Below are 16,116 nucleotides of genomic sequence, written 5' to 3' on the forward strand. Positions count from 1 at the left end.
CGTCAGCTCTCCAGGACCGAGCGCAGGTCCCACAGCGTGCGCCAGGTCGCGGAGCCCTGCTCGGCCCGGCGGCGCACCGCGCCGTCCCAGTAACCCAGCAACCGGGCGGCGTCCGCCGGATCGTCCTTGCGGACGACGCCGAGCAGATGGCCCGGGAGCAGGGACAGCACGTCGCGGTCGCCGGGGAAGTACGCGGCGGCCAGGGCGAGCGAACCGGCCACCGACACGGCCTCCGCGGTGCTCATCACGGTGGAGGGGCGTTCGACCTCCCAGCCCTCGGCCGACCGCCCGTCCCGCAGATCGCGGAAGGCCGTCACGAGGGCTTCGAGGATCGCGTCGTCCACTTGGAAGGGGGCGCCGGCCCGCGTGACGGCCGCGTGGGCCTGGCGGCGCACCAGGGCCGTCTCGGCGTCGAGATCGCCGATGGGGCCGACGGTCTCGAAGTTGAAGCGGCGTTTGAGGGCGGCGGACATCTCGGAGACGCCCTTGTCGCGGAGGTTGGCGGTCGCGATGAGCGTGAAGCCGGGTGCGGCGTGCGCGAGGGCGTCCTCACCGCCGGCCAGCTCCGGGACGGCGATGCGCCGTTCGGACAGCAGCGAGACCAGCGCGTCCTGGACCTCCGGCAGGCAGCGGGTGATCTCCTCGACCCGGGCGACGGCGCCGCGGGTCATGGCGGTGAGCACCGGGGACGGCACCAGGGCCTGCCGGGTGGGGCCCTGGGCCAGCAGCAGCGCGTAGTTCCAGCCGTACTTGAGCTGGTCCTCGGTGGTGCCCGCGGTGCCCTGCACCACCAGGCCGCTGGTGCCGCACACGGCTGCCGAGAGCAGCTCGGAGAGCATGGACTTGGCGGTGCCGGGCTCGCCGACGAGCAGCAGCCCGCGCTCTCCGGCGAGGGTGACGACGCAGCGTTCCACCAGAGCGCGGTCGCCGACGAACTTCTGCTCGACGACCAGTCGGCGCGGGAGCCCTTCGGGCGCCGCGGCGCTCTCCGGCAGCTGCAGGGACTCGCCGTTGCTGCCCATCACGAAGGTGACGACGGCGCGCGGGGTCAGCCGCCAGGAGGGCGGCCGGGGGCCGCTGTCGTAGGCGGCGAGGAAGGCCAGTTCGGTGGCGTGGCGGTCTTCGGGCGGGCTGACCTGGCGGCCCGGCGCTGCGGAGGATGCGGTCTCGGTGCGGATGTCGGTGCGGATGTCGGTGGTCATCGACGGCGGCCCTTCCGGGTGGCACGGGTGGTGAGTTCTTCGAAGGCGGGGGCGTCGCCGTCCTTCACGCGCCCCCAGGCGAGGGCGAACAGGGCGGGCACCGACAACAGCGGCACGGCCCGTACGTGATCGCGCAGCGGGTAGAGCCCTTCCTTCCAGGTCTCCACCGGCAGGGCGGACGACTTGAATTCGTGCCAGCCGCAGGGCAGGAACAGGGTCCGGCCCGCGCGGGACCGCTTGGCCTCCAGGACCAGGTCGGTGGCGGCGAGTTCGGCCCGTGCCTTCTTCAGCCGGGCGGGCTTCCAGCCGGTCCACCGGGCGCAGTCGCGGTCCGTCGGGTCGGGCAGGGCCAGCAGCTGCAGATAGATCACGGCCGCGTCCTCGCTCAGCGCGTGGGCGGCGGCCACCTCGGCGACCAGTCCCGGCACCGACCGGGTGGGGTCCTGCGCGTGTCCGGTGAAGTCGTCGGGTCCGGTTCCGGCGTTGACGGCCTGCTCCAGGTCGCTGCCGAACAGCGCCCGCACCGAGGCGAGCGTGCTGATCCGCCCGGAGCCGAGAAGCCCTTCGAGCAGCCCGAAGACGGGATCGTCGGCGCCGGTGATGCCTGCCGTGCGCACCAGGGTCATCTCGTTGTCGCCGTACCAGGGGCGCAGCACGAGGCTCTCCCCGACGCGGGTGAGACCGTCCGGTCCCGCTCCGCCGGTCGCGGGCAGGCCGTACGCCGTGCGCAGCGCGGCAGCGGTCGGGGTGCCCTTCTCGGTCCACTCCACGTCCAGGTCGAGGACGAGTCCGGGGTCGGTCAGCCGCCGGCGAACGGCGGCGAGTCCGGCGGGCAGATGGGCGCGCAGCGGGTGTCCGTACGGCAGCCCGTAGGCGAGCCCGCTGAGGGCGGCGACGGCACCGGTGAGGTCTCCCCGGCTGGGGAGGGCGGAGGGATCGTCGGGGACGAGATCGCCGTCCTTGTCGCGGCGCATGGCGGTGGTGCGGCTCAGCCACGCGGTCCGCGCGGGGTTGAGGACGGCCTCCGCCGCGTCCGTGCCGACGCCGTGCAGCACGTCCGCCAGATCCTCCGGCAGCCGGACCAGCGACCCCAGGCGCTCGGCCCAGACCCGGGCCGCTGCCTCGATGTCCGGTCCTGTCGCCCACAGTCCGGCCGGGTCTGCCGGGAGCAGTGCGTCCAGCAGCGCCAGCCGGTTGGCACGGCCGAGCGAGTTCAGCCGGTGGTTCGCCCGTTCCGCCTGGCGGGTCTTGAGGCCGATCAGGGAGAGCCCGGCCGTCTCCATCTCGCCGGTGCCGGCCGCGACCAGCAGGGCCGCCTGGACGGGCTCGATGCCGGTGGCGGTGTCGAGCGCGACGGCCGCCTCGGGCCGCCACGGGACGGCGCCCCGCTCACGGACGAGTCGGATCAGCGGCAGCAGGCGCTCGTGCGGGAACGCCGGCTCGTGGCGCTGCTCCTCGTGGAGGGTGAAGTCGGCGATCCGGCCGAACGTCCCCTCCGGGTCGTGGTCGAGGGCGAGCCAGTGCACGCGGCCGTTGCCCCGGTTGACGTTCTGCCGGCCGAGGATCACCACGGTGCGGCCACCGCGGCGCAGCACCTGGCCGACCCGTTCCCGCTTGGTGCCCTCCTCGCACAGGACGACCTGGCGCAGGGCGCCCGAGGGGTCGGCGAGAGGGCCGGTGGAGACCGCTTCGAGCAGCGTGAGCAGCGCCTCCCGGTGCTCGTCGGAGGTGCCGGGGGAAGCCGCGCGGTAGGCGAGCTGCCGCAGGGTGTCCAGGAAGGGCAGCCAGACCATCCCGACAGCGGGCACCGTGTGGGCCTCGCCGCTCCAGCCGTCGCCGAGGACCGGCAGCGGGGTGGGTTCGGGCAGCAGCCTGCCGTCGGCGGGCTTCCCCGACAGGACGTGATTGACCGACAGGATCTGCTGGAGGGCGGTCCACTCCTCGCCCTGTCCCCACCGCATGTAGCCACCGGGCGTGGCGATGCCGGCGGTGGCGGCCCGCAGCGTCGTGTCGTCGCCGTGTGGGGGCCGGTGCTGGGCGTACATGCCCTCGGTCTCCGGTGTCTTCGGCTGCTTGGGCTGCACGGGTGCGACGAACGAGGCGGTGGCGAGCACATGGTTGACGGCGGCCCGCACGATCGCGGTCACTCCCGTGAGCAACCGCGGGTCGGACAGCGCGGGAAGTGCCGCGGCGACGGCCGTCCTGGCCACTTCGTCCGCGGACGGACCGGTGTACTTCTCCTGTCCTGCGGCCGCGGCACGGCGCTCCGCCAGAGCGGTGATGGCCGCGCTGAGCAGGGACGCGATCTCCGCGTCGGTGACCGCGCGCAGACCTGCCGAGCCCTGCTCGTCGCGCGGGCGCAGAGCGTGCCAGAACGCCGGCGGCGGAACGTATCCGGTGCCTGCCGCGTACTCCCCGCCCTGGTCGGAGACGGCGACGGAGCCCAGCACACCCGTGTCGGATGTGGCGTCCGCCGGGTGGAGCTGGATCATGTTGCCGACCAGGGCGGCGACGGGGCCCGCTCCGCCCGGCAGTCGCAGCACGCCCAGCGGTACGGGGTGGTGGCCCTGGCCCGGGGCCACGGGAAGGGTGACGGTGCGCCCGTCGGGTGTTCCGGCGGTGACCCGCCGCTCGTGGTCGCGGCCCTCGGTCCGTACCCAGCGGCCCAGGACGGTGCCGTCGGTGCCGAACGGCGTGTTCTCCAGGCCGGGGAGCAACGGCAGGACCTCGCAGTCCGCGGGCGAGAGCCGGGCGTCCTCCCGGATCCCGGACTGCAGGAAAGCGGGCAGCGAGGCGCGTCCGTGCGTGCCGCCGGCCGGATCGTACTCGACCCAGATGTGCTCGCGGCCCTGCTTGCCCTGGCGCCAGTGTCCGGTCCCGTCGCCCAGCACGGGCCGGGAGGACGGCAGGGTCGTGTCACCCGCGTGCAGGGTCCGGCCGCCGGTGGCGCGGCCGCCGCCGGGCAACGGCAGCGACGGGGTGCCGGCCGACTGCGCGTTCCACCAGTACGGCAGCTGCTCTCCGCCGAGCGTGAACACCTCGGAGGGGCGGGCCGACCAGTAGGCGCGCTGTTTGCTGTCCTCCTGCCAGATGACGAGCAGTTCGCCGTCCGTGTAGCGGAAGTGCGGGCGCCGCCATTGGTCGAGGTCGGCCGGGAGGCGCAGCTCGTGTTCCAGCAGCACCCCTTCGGGGCCGACGACGACGGCCCGGTGCCGGTTCGCGACGATGAGAGCGGGCCACGCCTCGGCGACCACGATCCAGTGGTTCTGGTCGGCCTGACCGGCGTTGAGCTGTTGGTAGGCCTCTTCCAGGGCCGGCCAGCCCAGTTCGTCCACGACGCCCGCGCGCAGGGTGGCGGCGAGGATCGGGGCCAGGTCGTGTCCGGCGACCTGGGCGACGGCCAAGGCGTTGACCTGGGCGGCCACCGGGCGGAACGGTGCGATCCGGCTGAGTGCCGCGCGCGAGCCGGGCAGTCCGGTCGCTCCGGTGAACTCCTCGGCGCGGTCCCGGAGCCAGTCGTGGAGCACGTCGCTCAGGACCGGGTGGCCGGCGATCGCTTCGAGCACGGAGGTCTCCGCCCGGTGACCGTTGAGGCCGCTCAGGGCGTCGTACAGCAGCTCGCGGAAACGGGGGCGGCCCGCGACGGCGGTCAGGTCGCGGCGGCCGGGCACGTCGTCGGAGAGCCAGCCCTCCAGCGGGAGATGGACCGAGGCGCCAGGGGCCGGCTCGGTGAGCGGAATACCCCAGGTCAGGCAGCCGTCGAGCAGGTCGAGGTCGGCGCCCGCGTGCCAGCGCCCCTGGAAGAGGTCGACCGGACGTCCGTCGGAGCGCAGCCGGGCGGCCATCCGCTCCACGAGCGCGAGTGTGGCCGGGCACCGCTGGGAGCTGGACGAACCGTGCTTGCGGTGCAGGGCCCAGCGGCTGAGCCAGTCCGCCGGATCGGCGCCCGCCGTACCGGTCTCCTCGGTGAGCAGGGTGTCGGCGCCCGTCTCGGCGAGCAGCGCGAGCCAGGACTCGTCGGCGGACCGGCCGCTCCCGAGGCCGGTCGGCATGATCTCCAGCAGCCGGGCCCGGACGGCGGGTTCACCGGTGGCGAGCACCACGAGGGTGGCGCGGTAGGCGGTCCAGAACGATGCGGGTGCGCGGACGATGCTGGGTGAGGCGAGCAGATCGGCGACGAACGCCGACTCCTCGGTCACCCGGTCGAGACCCGCGGCCTTGATGAGCCCGCGGGCGTCCTGCGGCAGGGCGGCGTACGGCGGCATCCCGGCCGCACACCGTTCGACGGCCAGCTGACGGAACTGCGCCCACGCCTCGGCCGGGTCGAGCCGCCGGGAGAGGTCCTGGACATGGTCCTTGAGCGCCTTCACGGTCAGCGCGCCGGCGAAGGCGAACTCCAGGAAGACCGCCCGCTGCCGGTCCTCGTCGACCGCGAGGCCGTGGACGCGCTCGGCGGCACGGGCCTTGCCGAAGAGGGTCGCGGCGTAGGTGCTGTTGTCGTGCTGGAGGAAGACCCGGGCGGCCTGCTCGTAGAACGTCGGCAGGAAGTGCGGTACGGCCCGGCCGAGCCGGGTGGCGAGAGCTTCGAAGCCGTCCTTCGCCGCGCCGGCACGGGACTTGGCCTGGCGGGCGAGCCGCTCCATGTCCTTGACGAGGGCGAGGGCGTGGTGGCCGTTGGCGGGGTCGTTGACCAGCGCCCAGGCGGGGAAGCCCAGCGTCTCGCGGCGGACCTGTCCCACCTCGGGGGCATCGGGTTCACGGACGAGCCCGAGGAAGTCCAGCGCCAGATCCTCGGCCTCGCCGAGGGTGCCCGCCACCAGGCGCACCACGCGCCGGTCGTCGAGCGCCGGGTGTGTGTAGGTGCGGGCGGTGAGCGCGTCGGCGTCGTCACGGGTGACGGTGCCGGGGCGCAGGATCGCGCCGGCGTCGAGCAGCGCCGCGGCCCGGGTGATGTCGTCGGTCTTCATGCCGCCTGCTCCTCGTCCTCGATGTCGCGTCCCGCGTACAGGGCCGCCGCCATGCGCATGCCTTCCGACCAGGCGACCGGGCCGACCTGGCCGGCCGTCAACGCCCGTCCCGCACCGTCGGTCCAGGTCAGCGAGCCGGTCTCGGTCTGCTCGTAGCTCTCGTAGTCGCCGATCCAGATCCGCGCCTCGACGGTTCTGCCGTCCTCGACCACCGGGCAGACCGCCTGGCCGCCGCGCGCCCGGTACCCGAGCTGGGTGGCACGGCCGTGCAGGAACCGCAGTTCCTTGAAGGTGCCGCCCGCGTAGTCGTCGACCGAGGCGGTCTCCGCGTCCAGACCCGCCGGGCGGCGCCACACCTCGCGGAAGAGCTGCTGCACCCGCTGGTTCACGGTGAGCTCGACCGCGAACTCCCGGAGTTCTTCGAGGTCTTCCAGCAGCACGGGGTGCGGTATGCGGACCAGCTCGGGGCTGATGCGCACGGTGTCACCGTCCAGGTCCACCAGACCGAGGCCCCGGACGGGGTCGGCGTCCCGCAGGAACCCGGCGACGTCGCCGTTCTCCCCCATGACGACGAGGTCGCGCAGGGCCGACCGCCAGGCGGTGTCCTGCCACACCTGGGCGACGGCGGCGACCGGGACGGGCAGCGAGCGCACCATCCACCGCTCCACGTCGGCGACGCACTGCCGTTCGTGCCGGTCCAGCCACTCCACCAGCTGGCGCAGTCCGACCACGGCCGGATCGTCGGCCAGCTTCGGCGGTACCGTCTTCAGCCGGCGCCCCGCCGCGTTGCGGCAGACCACTTTCCCGTCGTCGAGGGCGACTTCGTAGTCGCCGGCCGGAACCCACCCCATGTGCTGTCTCCTTGGTCAGACGGCCTGTTCCGGGGCATGGCACACCTATGGCACACCGCACGCCACACCCCCGGTCGCAGCGCCGCCGCGATCACGTTGGTGCGACTCTAGGGGGAGGCTCGGACAATGCCTCCGGCAGCACCGGCGGGCCTGTGGACAACCGGATCGCGAGGGGTTCAGACGGTGCGTCCGGTGCCCTCCGGGGCGGTGAAGTCCCAGCTGAGCAACAGGATGGCGAGGTCGTCCAGATGCCGTCCGGCGTCCAGTTTCCGGGTGACGGTGGTCAGATGGTCCACCAGCGCCCGCCCGGTCGTCCGCGGTGCGCTGTCGATGATCGACAGCAGGCCGTCGGTCCCCAGGCGTTCGTGCCCGGGCCCGCTGTGTCCCTCCACCAGACCGTCGGTGTGCAGCAGCAGCGAGGCGGCGGCCGGGAGTTCGGTCCGGGTGGTGTGCCGGCCGCCGCCGGGACCGATGCCCAGGGCGACGCCCGGCCGGGACGGCAGCGGGCGGGCCGTGCCGTGCTGGACGAGGAGCGGTTCGTCGTGACCGGCCAGCGTGACATCGATCCGGCAGGCGTCCGGGTGGAGCGAGATCATCGCGACGGTGGCGAACATCGCGGAGTAGGGGCGTTCCGCGACGAGGACCTGCTCCATCAGGGCCAGCAGGCCGGACTCGCGGCGCTGGGACCGTACGTGGTGCAGTTCGGTGCGCGCCCGGTCGCGGGCGGCCTCCAGGTCCTTCTCCAGGTGGGAGGTGCTGACGCGGATGGCGTTGAAGTCCTGCCGGCCCTCGTCCGCCCGCTCGGTGGCCAGGGCCACCGGGGCGCCGGCCGGCGCGGTGGCCACCGGCCGGCCGAACCGGGACTGCCAGGTCTCGGCGCGCGCGAGCACCTCGTCCAGGTCGGCGACCGTTGACCGGTCACCGGCCAGCAGGGTCCGCAACTGCGCGGTGGCGTCCTTCTGTTGTCGCAGGCCCTGTTGTCGCAGGCCCGAGCGGTAGGGCTCCAGGAAGCCCGGTTCCCCGGTCAGCCCGTAGCCGCGCGCCCCCGTCTCCTGGTTGACCAGCGCGCTTTCCAGCCGCACCGAGGCCACCAGCGCCGGGGTGCTGCCGTCCACCAGCCGGTCCGAGATCGCCGTGGAGCGGGCGAAGACCCACACCCCGGTCGCCGCGAGGACGGCGAGGACCACGAGCGCGGCGCAGGCGCCCGCCGTCAGCCAGCGCCGCGTCGTCCAGTCCGCGGTGGGACCGCCGGCCCGGCCGGCCCCAGCCGCTCCGGAGCGTGGGTGCTCGGCCGGATCCTCGTGGCTGCGCGCCCCTGCACGGCCTGTCACTGCGACTCCTCGATCACCCCGCCCCGCCGCGGCAGCGGCAGGGCCAACCGCTCCCGCCCCGGGGTACAGCCGCGCCATCGTACCCAGCGCGCCGACCATGATTGTCGCCTCATCGACACGACCGTAGGGTGGGCGCATGCGCCGCGAGGAGTCCACCGTCCAACTCGGCCATGCCCAGTTGACGGCACCGGCCGAGCAGGGCGGGACGGCACTCCCCCACCGGCCGGCCACGGAGACCCTCCGCCGCGGGCACCCCCTCAGTTCCGTCCCGCCGACCTCCGCAGGAGCGAACCCGTGAACGCCCTCGCCTCTCCCCGCTCCTACAGCATCCTGCTCGTCGAGGACGACGCCGCCGATGCGATGCTCATCGAGGAAGCCCTCGCAGAAAAGGGGATGACCCGGGCCATCGCCCGCGCCAACGACGGTGTCGCCGCACTGGAACACCTGCGGGACCCGGCCAACGACCGCCCCGATCTCATCGTGCTGGATCTGAACATGCCCCGGATGAACGGCCGCGAACTGCTGGCCGTCCTCAAGGACGACCCGTCTCTGGCCACCATCCCCGTGGTCGTCCTGACGACCTCGTCCACGCCGGACGACATCGCGGACGCCTACCAGCACCACGCCAACGCGTACGTCACCAAGCCGGTCAACCTCGACGACTTCCTGCACTCCGTGCGGGGCATCGACGCCTTCTTCCTCGAGATCGCCACCCACGTGCCCCGCGACTGAGAAGGAGGCAGCACCCGCGGGCCTCCCGTAGCGGAAACACCGCGCCTGCCGGTCCAGACACCATTCCCACCTCGTATACACGAGGAACAGGAGCGCTTTTAGGTTGCATCTACGATTCTCCGGACGGACGATTGGGCAGGACGTTGTGAGCAGCCGCCGCGTGCACCGCCCGGAGGGGGAATCGGATGAGCCGACCCAGTACGCCGCAGCGCGCCGCGCCGCCGCGCACCCGGTCCTTCCTCCTGCGCGGCGAGGTGCACCGGCCGGCCACCCTGACCGTCGCCGATCTGCGGAACGGCTGGGAGCAGCACCGGGCCGACGTGGTCTTCGACTGCGCGACGAACGGGCCGCAGCACCACCGCTTCGAGGAGCCGCTGCTGCGGGAGGTCGTCACCGCCGCGGAGCCCGCCTTCGACGCCCGGCGGCGTAAGGACCGCTCGCGTTTCCTGCTGACGGTCACCGGCGGGGACGGGCACCACACGGTGCTGTCCTGGGCGGAGATCGACGCCGACTTCGGGGACACGCCCATCCTGCTGGCCACGCTCCTGGACGGCGGGGCGCTGGACGAGTCCGGCAGCCAGCTGGTGGTGCCCTCCGACCGCTGCGGGGCCCGCTACATCAGCGACATCAGCAGCGTATGGGTCGGGGCCTGCCCGCCTCCCGGCGCATCCGCGGCCACGGGATAGGGCCGGGTGTCGCCGGAGAACGGCGCCGGACCCCGCGACGGGGCCGCCGCGCAGAACGACAAGGCCACCCAGGCGTGGGACGAATTCCTGCGGGCCGACATCATCGAGGAGCCGGGCGTGGCCTACGCCGCCGCGCTCCTGGGGCCGGACGGGCGATATCTGCACACCGCGTCGGCGTCGGCCGGGGACGACGGGTCGGGGTACTTCCGCCAGGAGGACGCCGCAGCCGCCCTGTCCGTGCGGGACGCGGCCCGCGGCGGACCCCCGGTCGCCGAGCCCTTCGCCCTGAGCGGGCGCCGGGTGACGATCGGCCCGATCGCCGGTGACGCCGACCTGTGGGCGACGCCGCTGATCTGCGAGCGCACCGGCCTCAATGTCGGGGTCATGGGCGGCACCCCGAGGGGATATGTGGTCGTCGCCCTCTGCCATCCCATGAGTGACGACATTCCCGTGCCGGGCGTCTACGGCGCGGAGATCTCCACCTGGAGTGTTTTCCAGAGCCGGATCGGACTGGCGCTTCTCACCGCCTGACCACCGCCATTGGACCTTTCACTAAGGGCGGGGCAGTTGCCATGGAGATTCGCATCATGAATTGCAAATGCCAGGGAATTGCCCCTAACGTGTCGCACATGCAGTCCTACACGATGGGTCAGGCGGCGCGCCTGCTGGGTGTGAGCCCGGATACCGCGCGCCGCTGGGCGGACGCCGGCCGGGTGACGACCCACCGCGACGAGGGCGGCCGCCGACTGATCGACGGCCGGGACCTGGCCGCGTTCTCCATCGAGATCGCCCAGACAGGCACCGGTGAGGAGGACACCTCCTGCATCTCCGCCCGCAACGCGTTCCCCGGCATCGTCACCGCGGTCAAGCTCGGCGACGTCGCCGCACAGGTGGAGATCCAGGCCGGTCCGCATCGGCTGGTGTCGCTGCTGACCCGTGAAGCCGTCGAGGAACTCGGCCTGGAGGTCGGCATGCGGGCCACCGCCCGTGTGAAGTCCACCAGCGTGCACATCGACCGCACCTGACCCACCGCTCCAACCAGCGGCGTCGTCCGTCCCCGACGCGGCCTCCACCAACCGCTCGGGCGACACCGGTCGGCCCGAACAGCCACGTCACCAGGGAGTTCAACCCTCATGTCCTTTGCCTTCGACAGACGCCGCGCCGCTGCCGCGATCGTGACCGCCGCCCTGTTCGTTCCGCTCGTGGCGGCCTGCGGCAGTGACGACAAGAAGGACGCCGGTTCCACGGCGACCCCGTCCGCCAGCACCTCCGGAGCGCCCAAGGCCGCGCTGACGGTGCTCGCCGCCTCCTCGCTGACCGATGTGTTCAAGACCGCCGGCGCCGCGTACGAGAAGAGCCACCCGGGCACGACGGTGAAGTTCTCCTTCGCCGGCTCGCAGGAACTCGCCGCGCAGGTCAAGCAGGGCGCGCCGGCCGACGCCCTGGTGACCGCGGACACCAGGACCATGGACGGCCTGAAGTCCGACACCGGCACCCCGGCCATCATCGCCAAGAACCGCCTGGTGATCGCCACCGGTGAGGGCAACCCGCTGAAGATCACGGCCCTCAAGGACCTGGCCGACACCAAGTTCAAGGTCGTCCTCGCCGCGCCCACCGTCCCGGTCGGCCGGTACAGCAAGCAGGTCCTGGACGCGCAGAAGATCGTGGTCAAGCCGGTCTCGCAGGAGCCGAACGTCCGCGCCGTCCTGAGCAAGGTCGAGCTCGGCGAGGCCGACGCCGGCATCGTCTACGCGACGGACGCCGCGACCGCCACGAACAAGGTCGACGCCATCGAGATCCCCGACGCGCAGAACGCCGTCGCCTCGTACCCGGCCGCTACCTTGAAGACCACGAAGAACAGCGAGGCCGCCGCCGCGTTCGTGGCATGGCTGAGCACCCCCGAGGCGCAGAAGATCCTGCAGGCGGCGGGCTTCCAGCAGCCGTAGTCCTGTGCGGGAAGCGGCAGCTCCCCCTGTCGTGAGGGCTGTCCGGATCGGGGGACCGGACAGCCCTGTCACTGCCTTCGCCTGCCCCGATCCCAGGAACCGCCGATGAGACGCATCCGCAGCCGAGCACGCGGCGCGCGCACCCCGGTCGCGCTGGCGCTGCCCGCACTGATCGCGATCGCGTTCCTGCTGATGCCGCTGGTCGGCATCCTGTCTCGCACCAACTGGGGTGCTATCGGGACCGATCTGACCAGCCCTGACGTCACCACCGCGCTGAGGCTGTCACTGCTGGTGTCGTTCTGGGCGCTGGGCCTGTCGCTCGTGCTCGGGGTGCCACTGGCATGGCTGCTGGCCCGGGTCGACTTCCCCGGCAAGTCGCTGGTGCGCTCCCTCGTACTGCTGCCGATGGTGCTGCCGCCCACCGTGGGCGGTGTCGCGCTGCTGCTCGGCTTCGGGCGGCGGGGGCTGCTCGGGCCGTGGCTGGAGAACACGTTCGGGATCGTGCTGCCGTTCCACACCTCCGGGGCGGTGGTCGCGGCGACCTTCGTGGCGATGCCGTTCCTGGTCATCAGCCTGGAAGGGACCCTGGCGGGGCTGCGCCCCAGCTACGAGGAGACCGCCGCCTCACTGGGCGCCCCGCCGGTGCGGGTGTTCTTCACCGTCACGCTGCCCATGGTCGCCCCCGGCCTGGTGGCGGGCGCAGCGCTGACCTGGGCGCGCGCCCTGGGCGAGTTCGGCGCGACCATCACCTTCGCGGGCAACCTCCCCGGCACCACCCAGACCCTGCCCCTCGAGGTCTACCTGCTGCTGCAGGACTCGCCCGAAGCGGCCACGTCCGTCTCCCTGCTGCTGCTCGTCATCGCCATGGCCGTACTGATCGCGCTGCGCGGCCGCTGGGCCGGCGGGGCGGTGACCCGGGAGAGCAGCTCCAAGCGACCCGTGGACGACGGCCCACCGCCGGCCGATCCGTTGACGGACTCCCCCGCAGCGCCGAATCTCCTCAAGGGCGGATCTCCGGCGGACGGTTCCCCCTCGGACGGAACTCCCGGCCCGAAGTCCTCCGCCGCACCGGACCGTTGGTCGCTGCACACCGACGTCACCGGGTTCAACCAGCTGACCCTGGACGCGGAGCCCGGCACCACCATCGCCATCGTCGGTCCCAACGGCGCCGGGAAGACCACGCTGCTGCGCGCCCTGCTCGGCCTCACCCCCCGCGCGCACGCCGAACTGCGCCTCGGCAGCACCGACGTCACCGACCTGCCACCGCACAAGCGCGGTGTCGCGTGGGTTCCGCAGGACGGCGCGCTGTTCCCGCATCTGACGGCGCTGTCCAACACCGCCTACGGTCTGCGCACCCATCACGTCCCGCGCGCCGAGGCGCGCCGCACCGCCCAGCAGTGGCTCGACCGGCTCGGCGTCGGCCATCTCGCCCACCGCAGGCCCGCGCAGCTCTCCGGCGGCCAGGCCCAACGCGTCGCCCTCGCCCGCGCACTCGCCGCCCGGCCCCGGCTGCTGCTGCTCGACGAACCGCTGGCCGCCCTCGACCAGACCACCCGTGCCCATGTCCGGCACACGCTGCGCACCCACCTCGACGGCTTCGGCGGCGTCTGTCTGATCGTCACTCACGACCCCGTCGAGGCGGTCGCCCTCGCCGACCGGGTGCTCGTCCTCGAAGACGGCCGCGCCCTCCAGGACGCGTCGCCCACCGACGTCACCCGCCACCCCCGCTCCCCCTGGGTGGCCCGGATGCTCGGCCGCAACGCGTGGCCCGGTACGGCGACCGCCAGCGGCCTCGCGCTGGCCGGCGGCGGACAGCTCGTCGTCGCCGACACCCTCACCGAAGGGGCACGGGCGCTGGCGATCATCGCGCCGGAGGCGGTCTCCGTGCACCGTGACCGACCCGCCGGCAGCCCCCGCAACGTCTGGCCCGGCACGATCCGCGAGATCACCTCCTCCGGCAGCCGGCTGCGCCTTCTCATCACCTCCGACCAGGCACCCGATCTCGTCGCCGAGATCACCCACCAGGCCGCCGCCGAACTGGGCCTCACCGACGGGACCTCGGTCTGGACGAGCGTCAAGGCCACCGAGGTCACCCTCGTCACCCTCTGAGGCCGACCGCGCCGCCCGGCAGTGCCCTGCATGACGGATAAACTGCGACGCCGTCCCCCGCCGGACCCACCGCGGCACGGCGGGCCCACCAGCCCCGCGAGGGAAGCGAACGGCGAACGTGACACGACATGTGCTCATCCTGGGCGGCACCACGGAAGCGCGCCGGCTCGCGGCGGCGCTGGCCGCCGATCCCGCGCTGCGGGTGACCAGCTCGCTGGCGGGGCGGGTGGCCGAACCACGGCTGCCCGCCGGCGAGGTACGGATCGGCGGGTTCGGCGGCACCGAGGCGCTGGGCCGCTGGCTGGCCGAGCACGCGGTGGACGCGCTGATCGACGCCACCCACCCGTTCGCCGGCACCATCAGCTTCCACGCCGCGGAGGCGGCGGCGTCCGCCCGGGTCCCGCTGCTCGCGTTGCGGCGGCCCGGCTGGGTGGCGGGCCCGGACGACCACTGGCATCCCGCGGAATCCCTGGCCGAGGCCGCCGCGCTGCTCCCGGGACTGGGCCGGCGGATCTTCCTGACCACCGGCCGGTCGGGGCTGGCCGCCTTCGCCGGAACGACCGGTCTGTGGTTCCTCGTCCGCTCGGTCGACGCCCCGGGGCCACCGCTTCCGGAGCACTCCGAAGTCCTGCTCGACCGGGGGCCCTTCACCCTCGAAGGGGAGACGGAACTGCTGCGCCGCCACCGCATCGACGTCCTCGTCACCAAGGACAGCGGCGGACCGGCCACCGCGGCGAAGCTCACCGCCGCCCGCGAGGCCGGCATTCCGGTCGTCGTCGTCCGCCGCCCGCCGGTGCCCGGCGGGGTGCCCGTGGCGGCGACCACGGAGGAAGCGGCCGCGTGGCTGCGCGCCGTACTGATGTAGCCCGCAGCCGGGTCAGGCGTCGTCCCGGTCGCCGGCGGGCGTCCTGCGCAGCAGATAGGTGTCCATGATCCAGCCCTTGCGGGCACGGGCTTCGGCGCGCAGCGTCTGGATGCGCTCCGAGACGTCGGGCAGCCGTCCCGCGACGAGGATCTCGTCCGGTGTGCCCAGGTACGCGCCCCAGTAGATCGTGACGTCGTCACCGCCGTCCGGAAGGTGCGCGAAGGCCTGGTGCGCGTCGAGCATGACGACGACGTCGTCGGCGCCCTCGGGGAAGCCCGCGGCCAGCTGCCTGCCGGTGGTGATCTGCACGGGCCGCGCGGGCCGGTTCAGCCCGGTCCGGTGCTTGGCGGCCAGCGCCGCGACGCTGCTGATGCCGGGGATCACCTCGTAGTCGAACGCGACCGTCCCCCGGCCGAGCACGTCCTCCAGGATGCCCAGAGTGCTGTCGTACAGGGCGGGGTCGCCCCACACCAGGAAGGCGCCGCACTCGTCGTCCGCCAGCTCCGAGGTGATGAAGTGCTCGTAGATGTCGGCCCGGCGATGGCGCCAGTCACCGACGGCCGACGCGTAGACCGGTGACGGCGCCGTACGGTCCCGGTCCGGGTCCTGGGCCGACACCAGCCGGTGCGGACGCGTCACATGCTGTTCGATGATGTCGTGGCGCAGCTGGACCAGGTCCGACTTCTCCTCGCCCTTGTCCAGGACGAAGAACACGTCGGCCTGATTGAGCGCCTTGACCGCCTGCAGCGTCAGATGGTCCGGGTCGCCCGCGCCGATACCGATGACAAAGATCTTCCTCACGGCATCGAGTCTGCACCATGCGGTCGGGGCGTGACGCCGCCGGGGGCGGCCTGCGGGCTGCCGCCCCCGGCGGGCCGGGGGTCAGAACGCGGTCAGGGTGAAGACGACCTTGTCACCGGTCCTGATACGGAACTGGCAGCCGCCCACGGGGGTCGGCGTGCCGTTGACGGAGATGTTCCGGTACTCACTGGCACCCGCCGTGCCGGCGGCTGTGCGACTGACCGCGTAGTCGTCGAACGAGGGGTACCAGGTGCCGTCCCAGGAGAAGTGCGCCCGTCTCGCCGCGTCGTCGAGCGCCGCGGTCGGGGTCGCGACCCGGCTCGGGCTCACCGTCCGGTGGCTGAACAATGCTGACCCGGCCGCCCTTTTGGCCATAGGCTGGACGGTGCAGCTGGTTCGCCCTGTCCGCCAGACAGGTGCGTCGTAAGAGGGAACCCGGTGGAATTCCGGGACTGCCCCGCAGCGGTGAGTGGGAACGACCGCCGTCATACGCACTGGGACCCGAGCCGGGATCTGGGAAGCGACGGCCAGTAGGTGTCTCGTGTCCGTACGAGACGTGCCCGCGAGTCCGAAGACCTGCCACTGCCCGCGCGCCCCCAACGGCGCACGGTGATTCCGGAGACCTC

13 protein-coding genes, 1 pseudogene and 1 riboswitch are annotated in these 16,116 nt (G+C 73.0%); of the genes and pseudogenes, 8 read left to right on the top strand and 6 right to left on the bottom strand.

Translation table 11 applies throughout. The features are described 5' to 3' along the window. Positions 1 to 2: 2 nt before the first annotated feature. The 4 genes from C8250_RS06415 to C8250_RS06430 form a co-directional block, all read right to left on the bottom strand. On the bottom strand, positions 3 to 1,202 hold the full coding sequence (locus C8250_RS06415) for an AAA family ATPase (RefSeq protein WP_138354476.1): 1,200 nt from the start codon (positions 1,200 to 1,202) through the stop codon (positions 3 to 5). Continuing rightward, positions 1,199 to 6,169, bottom strand: a complete 4,971-nt coding sequence (locus C8250_RS06420) for a hypothetical protein (RefSeq protein ID WP_138354475.1) — start codon at positions 6,167 to 6,169, stop codon at positions 1,199 to 1,201. Before C8250_RS06420 ends, C8250_RS06415 begins: the two co-directional genes overlap by 4 nt. Beyond that, complete coding sequence (locus C8250_RS06425; RefSeq protein ID WP_138354474.1) at positions 6,166 to 7,020, bottom strand: DUF4132 domain-containing protein; 855 nt, start codon at positions 7,018 to 7,020, stop codon at positions 6,166 to 6,168. Before C8250_RS06425 ends, C8250_RS06420 begins: the two co-directional genes overlap by 4 nt. 176 nt (positions 7,021 to 7,196) lie before the next feature. Then, positions 7,197 to 8,351, bottom strand: a complete 1,155-nt coding sequence (locus C8250_RS06430; protein WP_187144754.1) for a SpoIIE family protein phosphatase — start codon at positions 8,349 to 8,351, stop codon at positions 7,197 to 7,199. 136 nt (positions 8,352 to 8,487) lie between these two features. Here C8250_RS06430 and C8250_RS06435 point away from each other — a divergent pair, with 136 nt between their 5' ends. The 8 genes from C8250_RS06435 to C8250_RS06470 all read left to right on the top strand — a co-directional run bounded on the left by C8250_RS06435 (position 8,488) and on the right by C8250_RS06470 (position 14,689). After that, positions 8,488 to 8,649, top strand: a complete 162-nt coding sequence (locus C8250_RS06435) for a hypothetical protein (RefSeq protein ID WP_187144755.1) — start codon at positions 8,488 to 8,490, stop codon at positions 8,647 to 8,649. After that, positions 8,646 to 9,083 carry a response regulator gene (locus C8250_RS06440; protein WP_138354472.1) on the top strand — a complete coding sequence of 146 codons (438 nt, stop codon included), beginning with the start codon at positions 8,646 to 8,648 and terminating at the stop codon, positions 9,081 to 9,083. Before C8250_RS06435 ends, C8250_RS06440 begins: the two co-directional genes overlap by 4 nt. A 185-nt stretch (positions 9,084 to 9,268) precedes the next feature. Then, on the top strand, positions 9,269 to 9,769 hold the full coding sequence (locus C8250_RS06445; RefSeq protein WP_138354471.1) for a molybdopterin-dependent oxidoreductase: 501 nt from the start codon (positions 9,269 to 9,271) through the stop codon (positions 9,767 to 9,769). 6 nt (positions 9,770 to 9,775) lie between these two features. Further along, positions 9,776 to 10,300: a hypothetical protein gene (locus tag C8250_RS06450; protein ID WP_138354470.1), complete on the top strand. Its 525-nt coding sequence runs from the start codon at positions 9,776 to 9,778 to the stop codon at positions 10,298 to 10,300. A gap of 98 nt (positions 10,301 to 10,398) precedes the next feature. Next, a complete protein-coding gene (locus tag C8250_RS06455; RefSeq protein WP_138354469.1) occupies positions 10,399 to 10,794 on the top strand; it encodes a helix-turn-helix transcriptional regulator in 396 nt (131 codons plus the stop codon). Positions 10,795 to 10,902: 108 nt separating this feature from the next. Continuing rightward, the gene (modA, locus tag C8250_RS06460; protein ID WP_138354468.1) at positions 10,903 to 11,715 is read left to right on the top strand and encodes a molybdate ABC transporter substrate-binding protein; all 813 of its coding nucleotides are present in this window, start codon (positions 10,903 to 10,905) and stop codon (positions 11,713 to 11,715) included. Between the two features lie 105 nt (positions 11,716 to 11,820). Further along, positions 11,821 to 13,824 (top strand): ABC transporter permease, encoded by a 2,004-nt coding sequence (locus C8250_RS06465; RefSeq protein WP_138354467.1) that lies wholly within the window; start codon positions 11,821 to 11,823, stop codon positions 13,822 to 13,824. Between the two features lie 118 nt (positions 13,825 to 13,942). Then, positions 13,943 to 14,689 (top strand): cobalt-precorrin-6A reductase, encoded by a 747-nt coding sequence (locus C8250_RS06470; RefSeq protein WP_138354466.1) that lies wholly within the window; start codon positions 13,943 to 13,945, stop codon positions 14,687 to 14,689. A gap of 12 nt (positions 14,690 to 14,701) precedes the next feature. Here the strand turns inward: C8250_RS06470 and cobF are convergent, their stop codons facing one another. Beyond that, complete coding sequence (cobF, locus tag C8250_RS06475; RefSeq protein WP_138354465.1) at positions 14,702 to 15,490, bottom strand: precorrin-6A synthase (deacetylating); 789 nt, start codon at positions 15,488 to 15,490, stop codon at positions 14,702 to 14,704. An 81-nt stretch (positions 15,491 to 15,571) separates the two neighbouring features. Beyond that, positions 15,572 to 15,817: pseudogene (locus C8250_RS06480) on the bottom strand (DUF4430 domain-containing protein); the annotation flags it as partial. A 65-nt stretch (positions 15,818 to 15,882) separates the two neighbouring features. Further along, a riboswitch (cobalamin riboswitch) is annotated at positions 15,883 to 16,072 on the top strand. Positions 16,073 to 16,116: the final 44 nt, after the last annotated feature.

The organism is Streptomyces sp. So13.3 (assembly GCF_005860785.2).
Classification (GTDB): domain Bacteria; phylum Actinomycetota; class Actinomycetes; order Streptomycetales; family Streptomycetaceae; genus Actinacidiphila; species Actinacidiphila fildesensis.

Excerpts from the sequence above, each read along its gene's own strand:
- C8250_RS06465 (WP_138354467.1), top strand. The coding sequence starts at position 11,821 with ATGAGACGCATCCGCAGCCGAGCACGCGGCGCGCGCACCCCGGTCGCG.
- C8250_RS06420 (WP_138354475.1), bottom strand. The coding sequence starts at position 6,169 with ATGAAGACCGACGACATCACCCGGGCCGCGGCGCTGCTCGACGCCGGC.
- C8250_RS06425 (WP_138354474.1), bottom strand. The coding sequence starts at position 7,020 with ATGGGGTGGGTTCCGGCCGGCGACTACGAAGTCGCCCTCGACGACGGG.
- C8250_RS06435 (WP_187144755.1), top strand. The coding sequence starts at position 8,488 with ATGCGCCGCGAGGAGTCCACCGTCCAACTCGGCCATGCCCAGTTGACG.
- C8250_RS06415 (WP_138354476.1), bottom strand. The coding sequence starts at position 1,202 with ATGACCACCGACATCCGCACCGACATCCGCACCGAGACCGCATCCTCC.
- C8250_RS06445 (WP_138354471.1), top strand. The coding sequence starts at position 9,269 with ATGAGCCGACCCAGTACGCCGCAGCGCGCCGCGCCGCCGCGCACCCGG.
- modA (WP_138354468.1), top strand. The coding sequence starts at position 10,903 with ATGTCCTTTGCCTTCGACAGACGCCGCGCCGCTGCCGCGATCGTGACC.
- C8250_RS06455 (WP_138354469.1), top strand. The coding sequence starts at position 10,399 with ATGCAGTCCTACACGATGGGTCAGGCGGCGCGCCTGCTGGGTGTGAGC.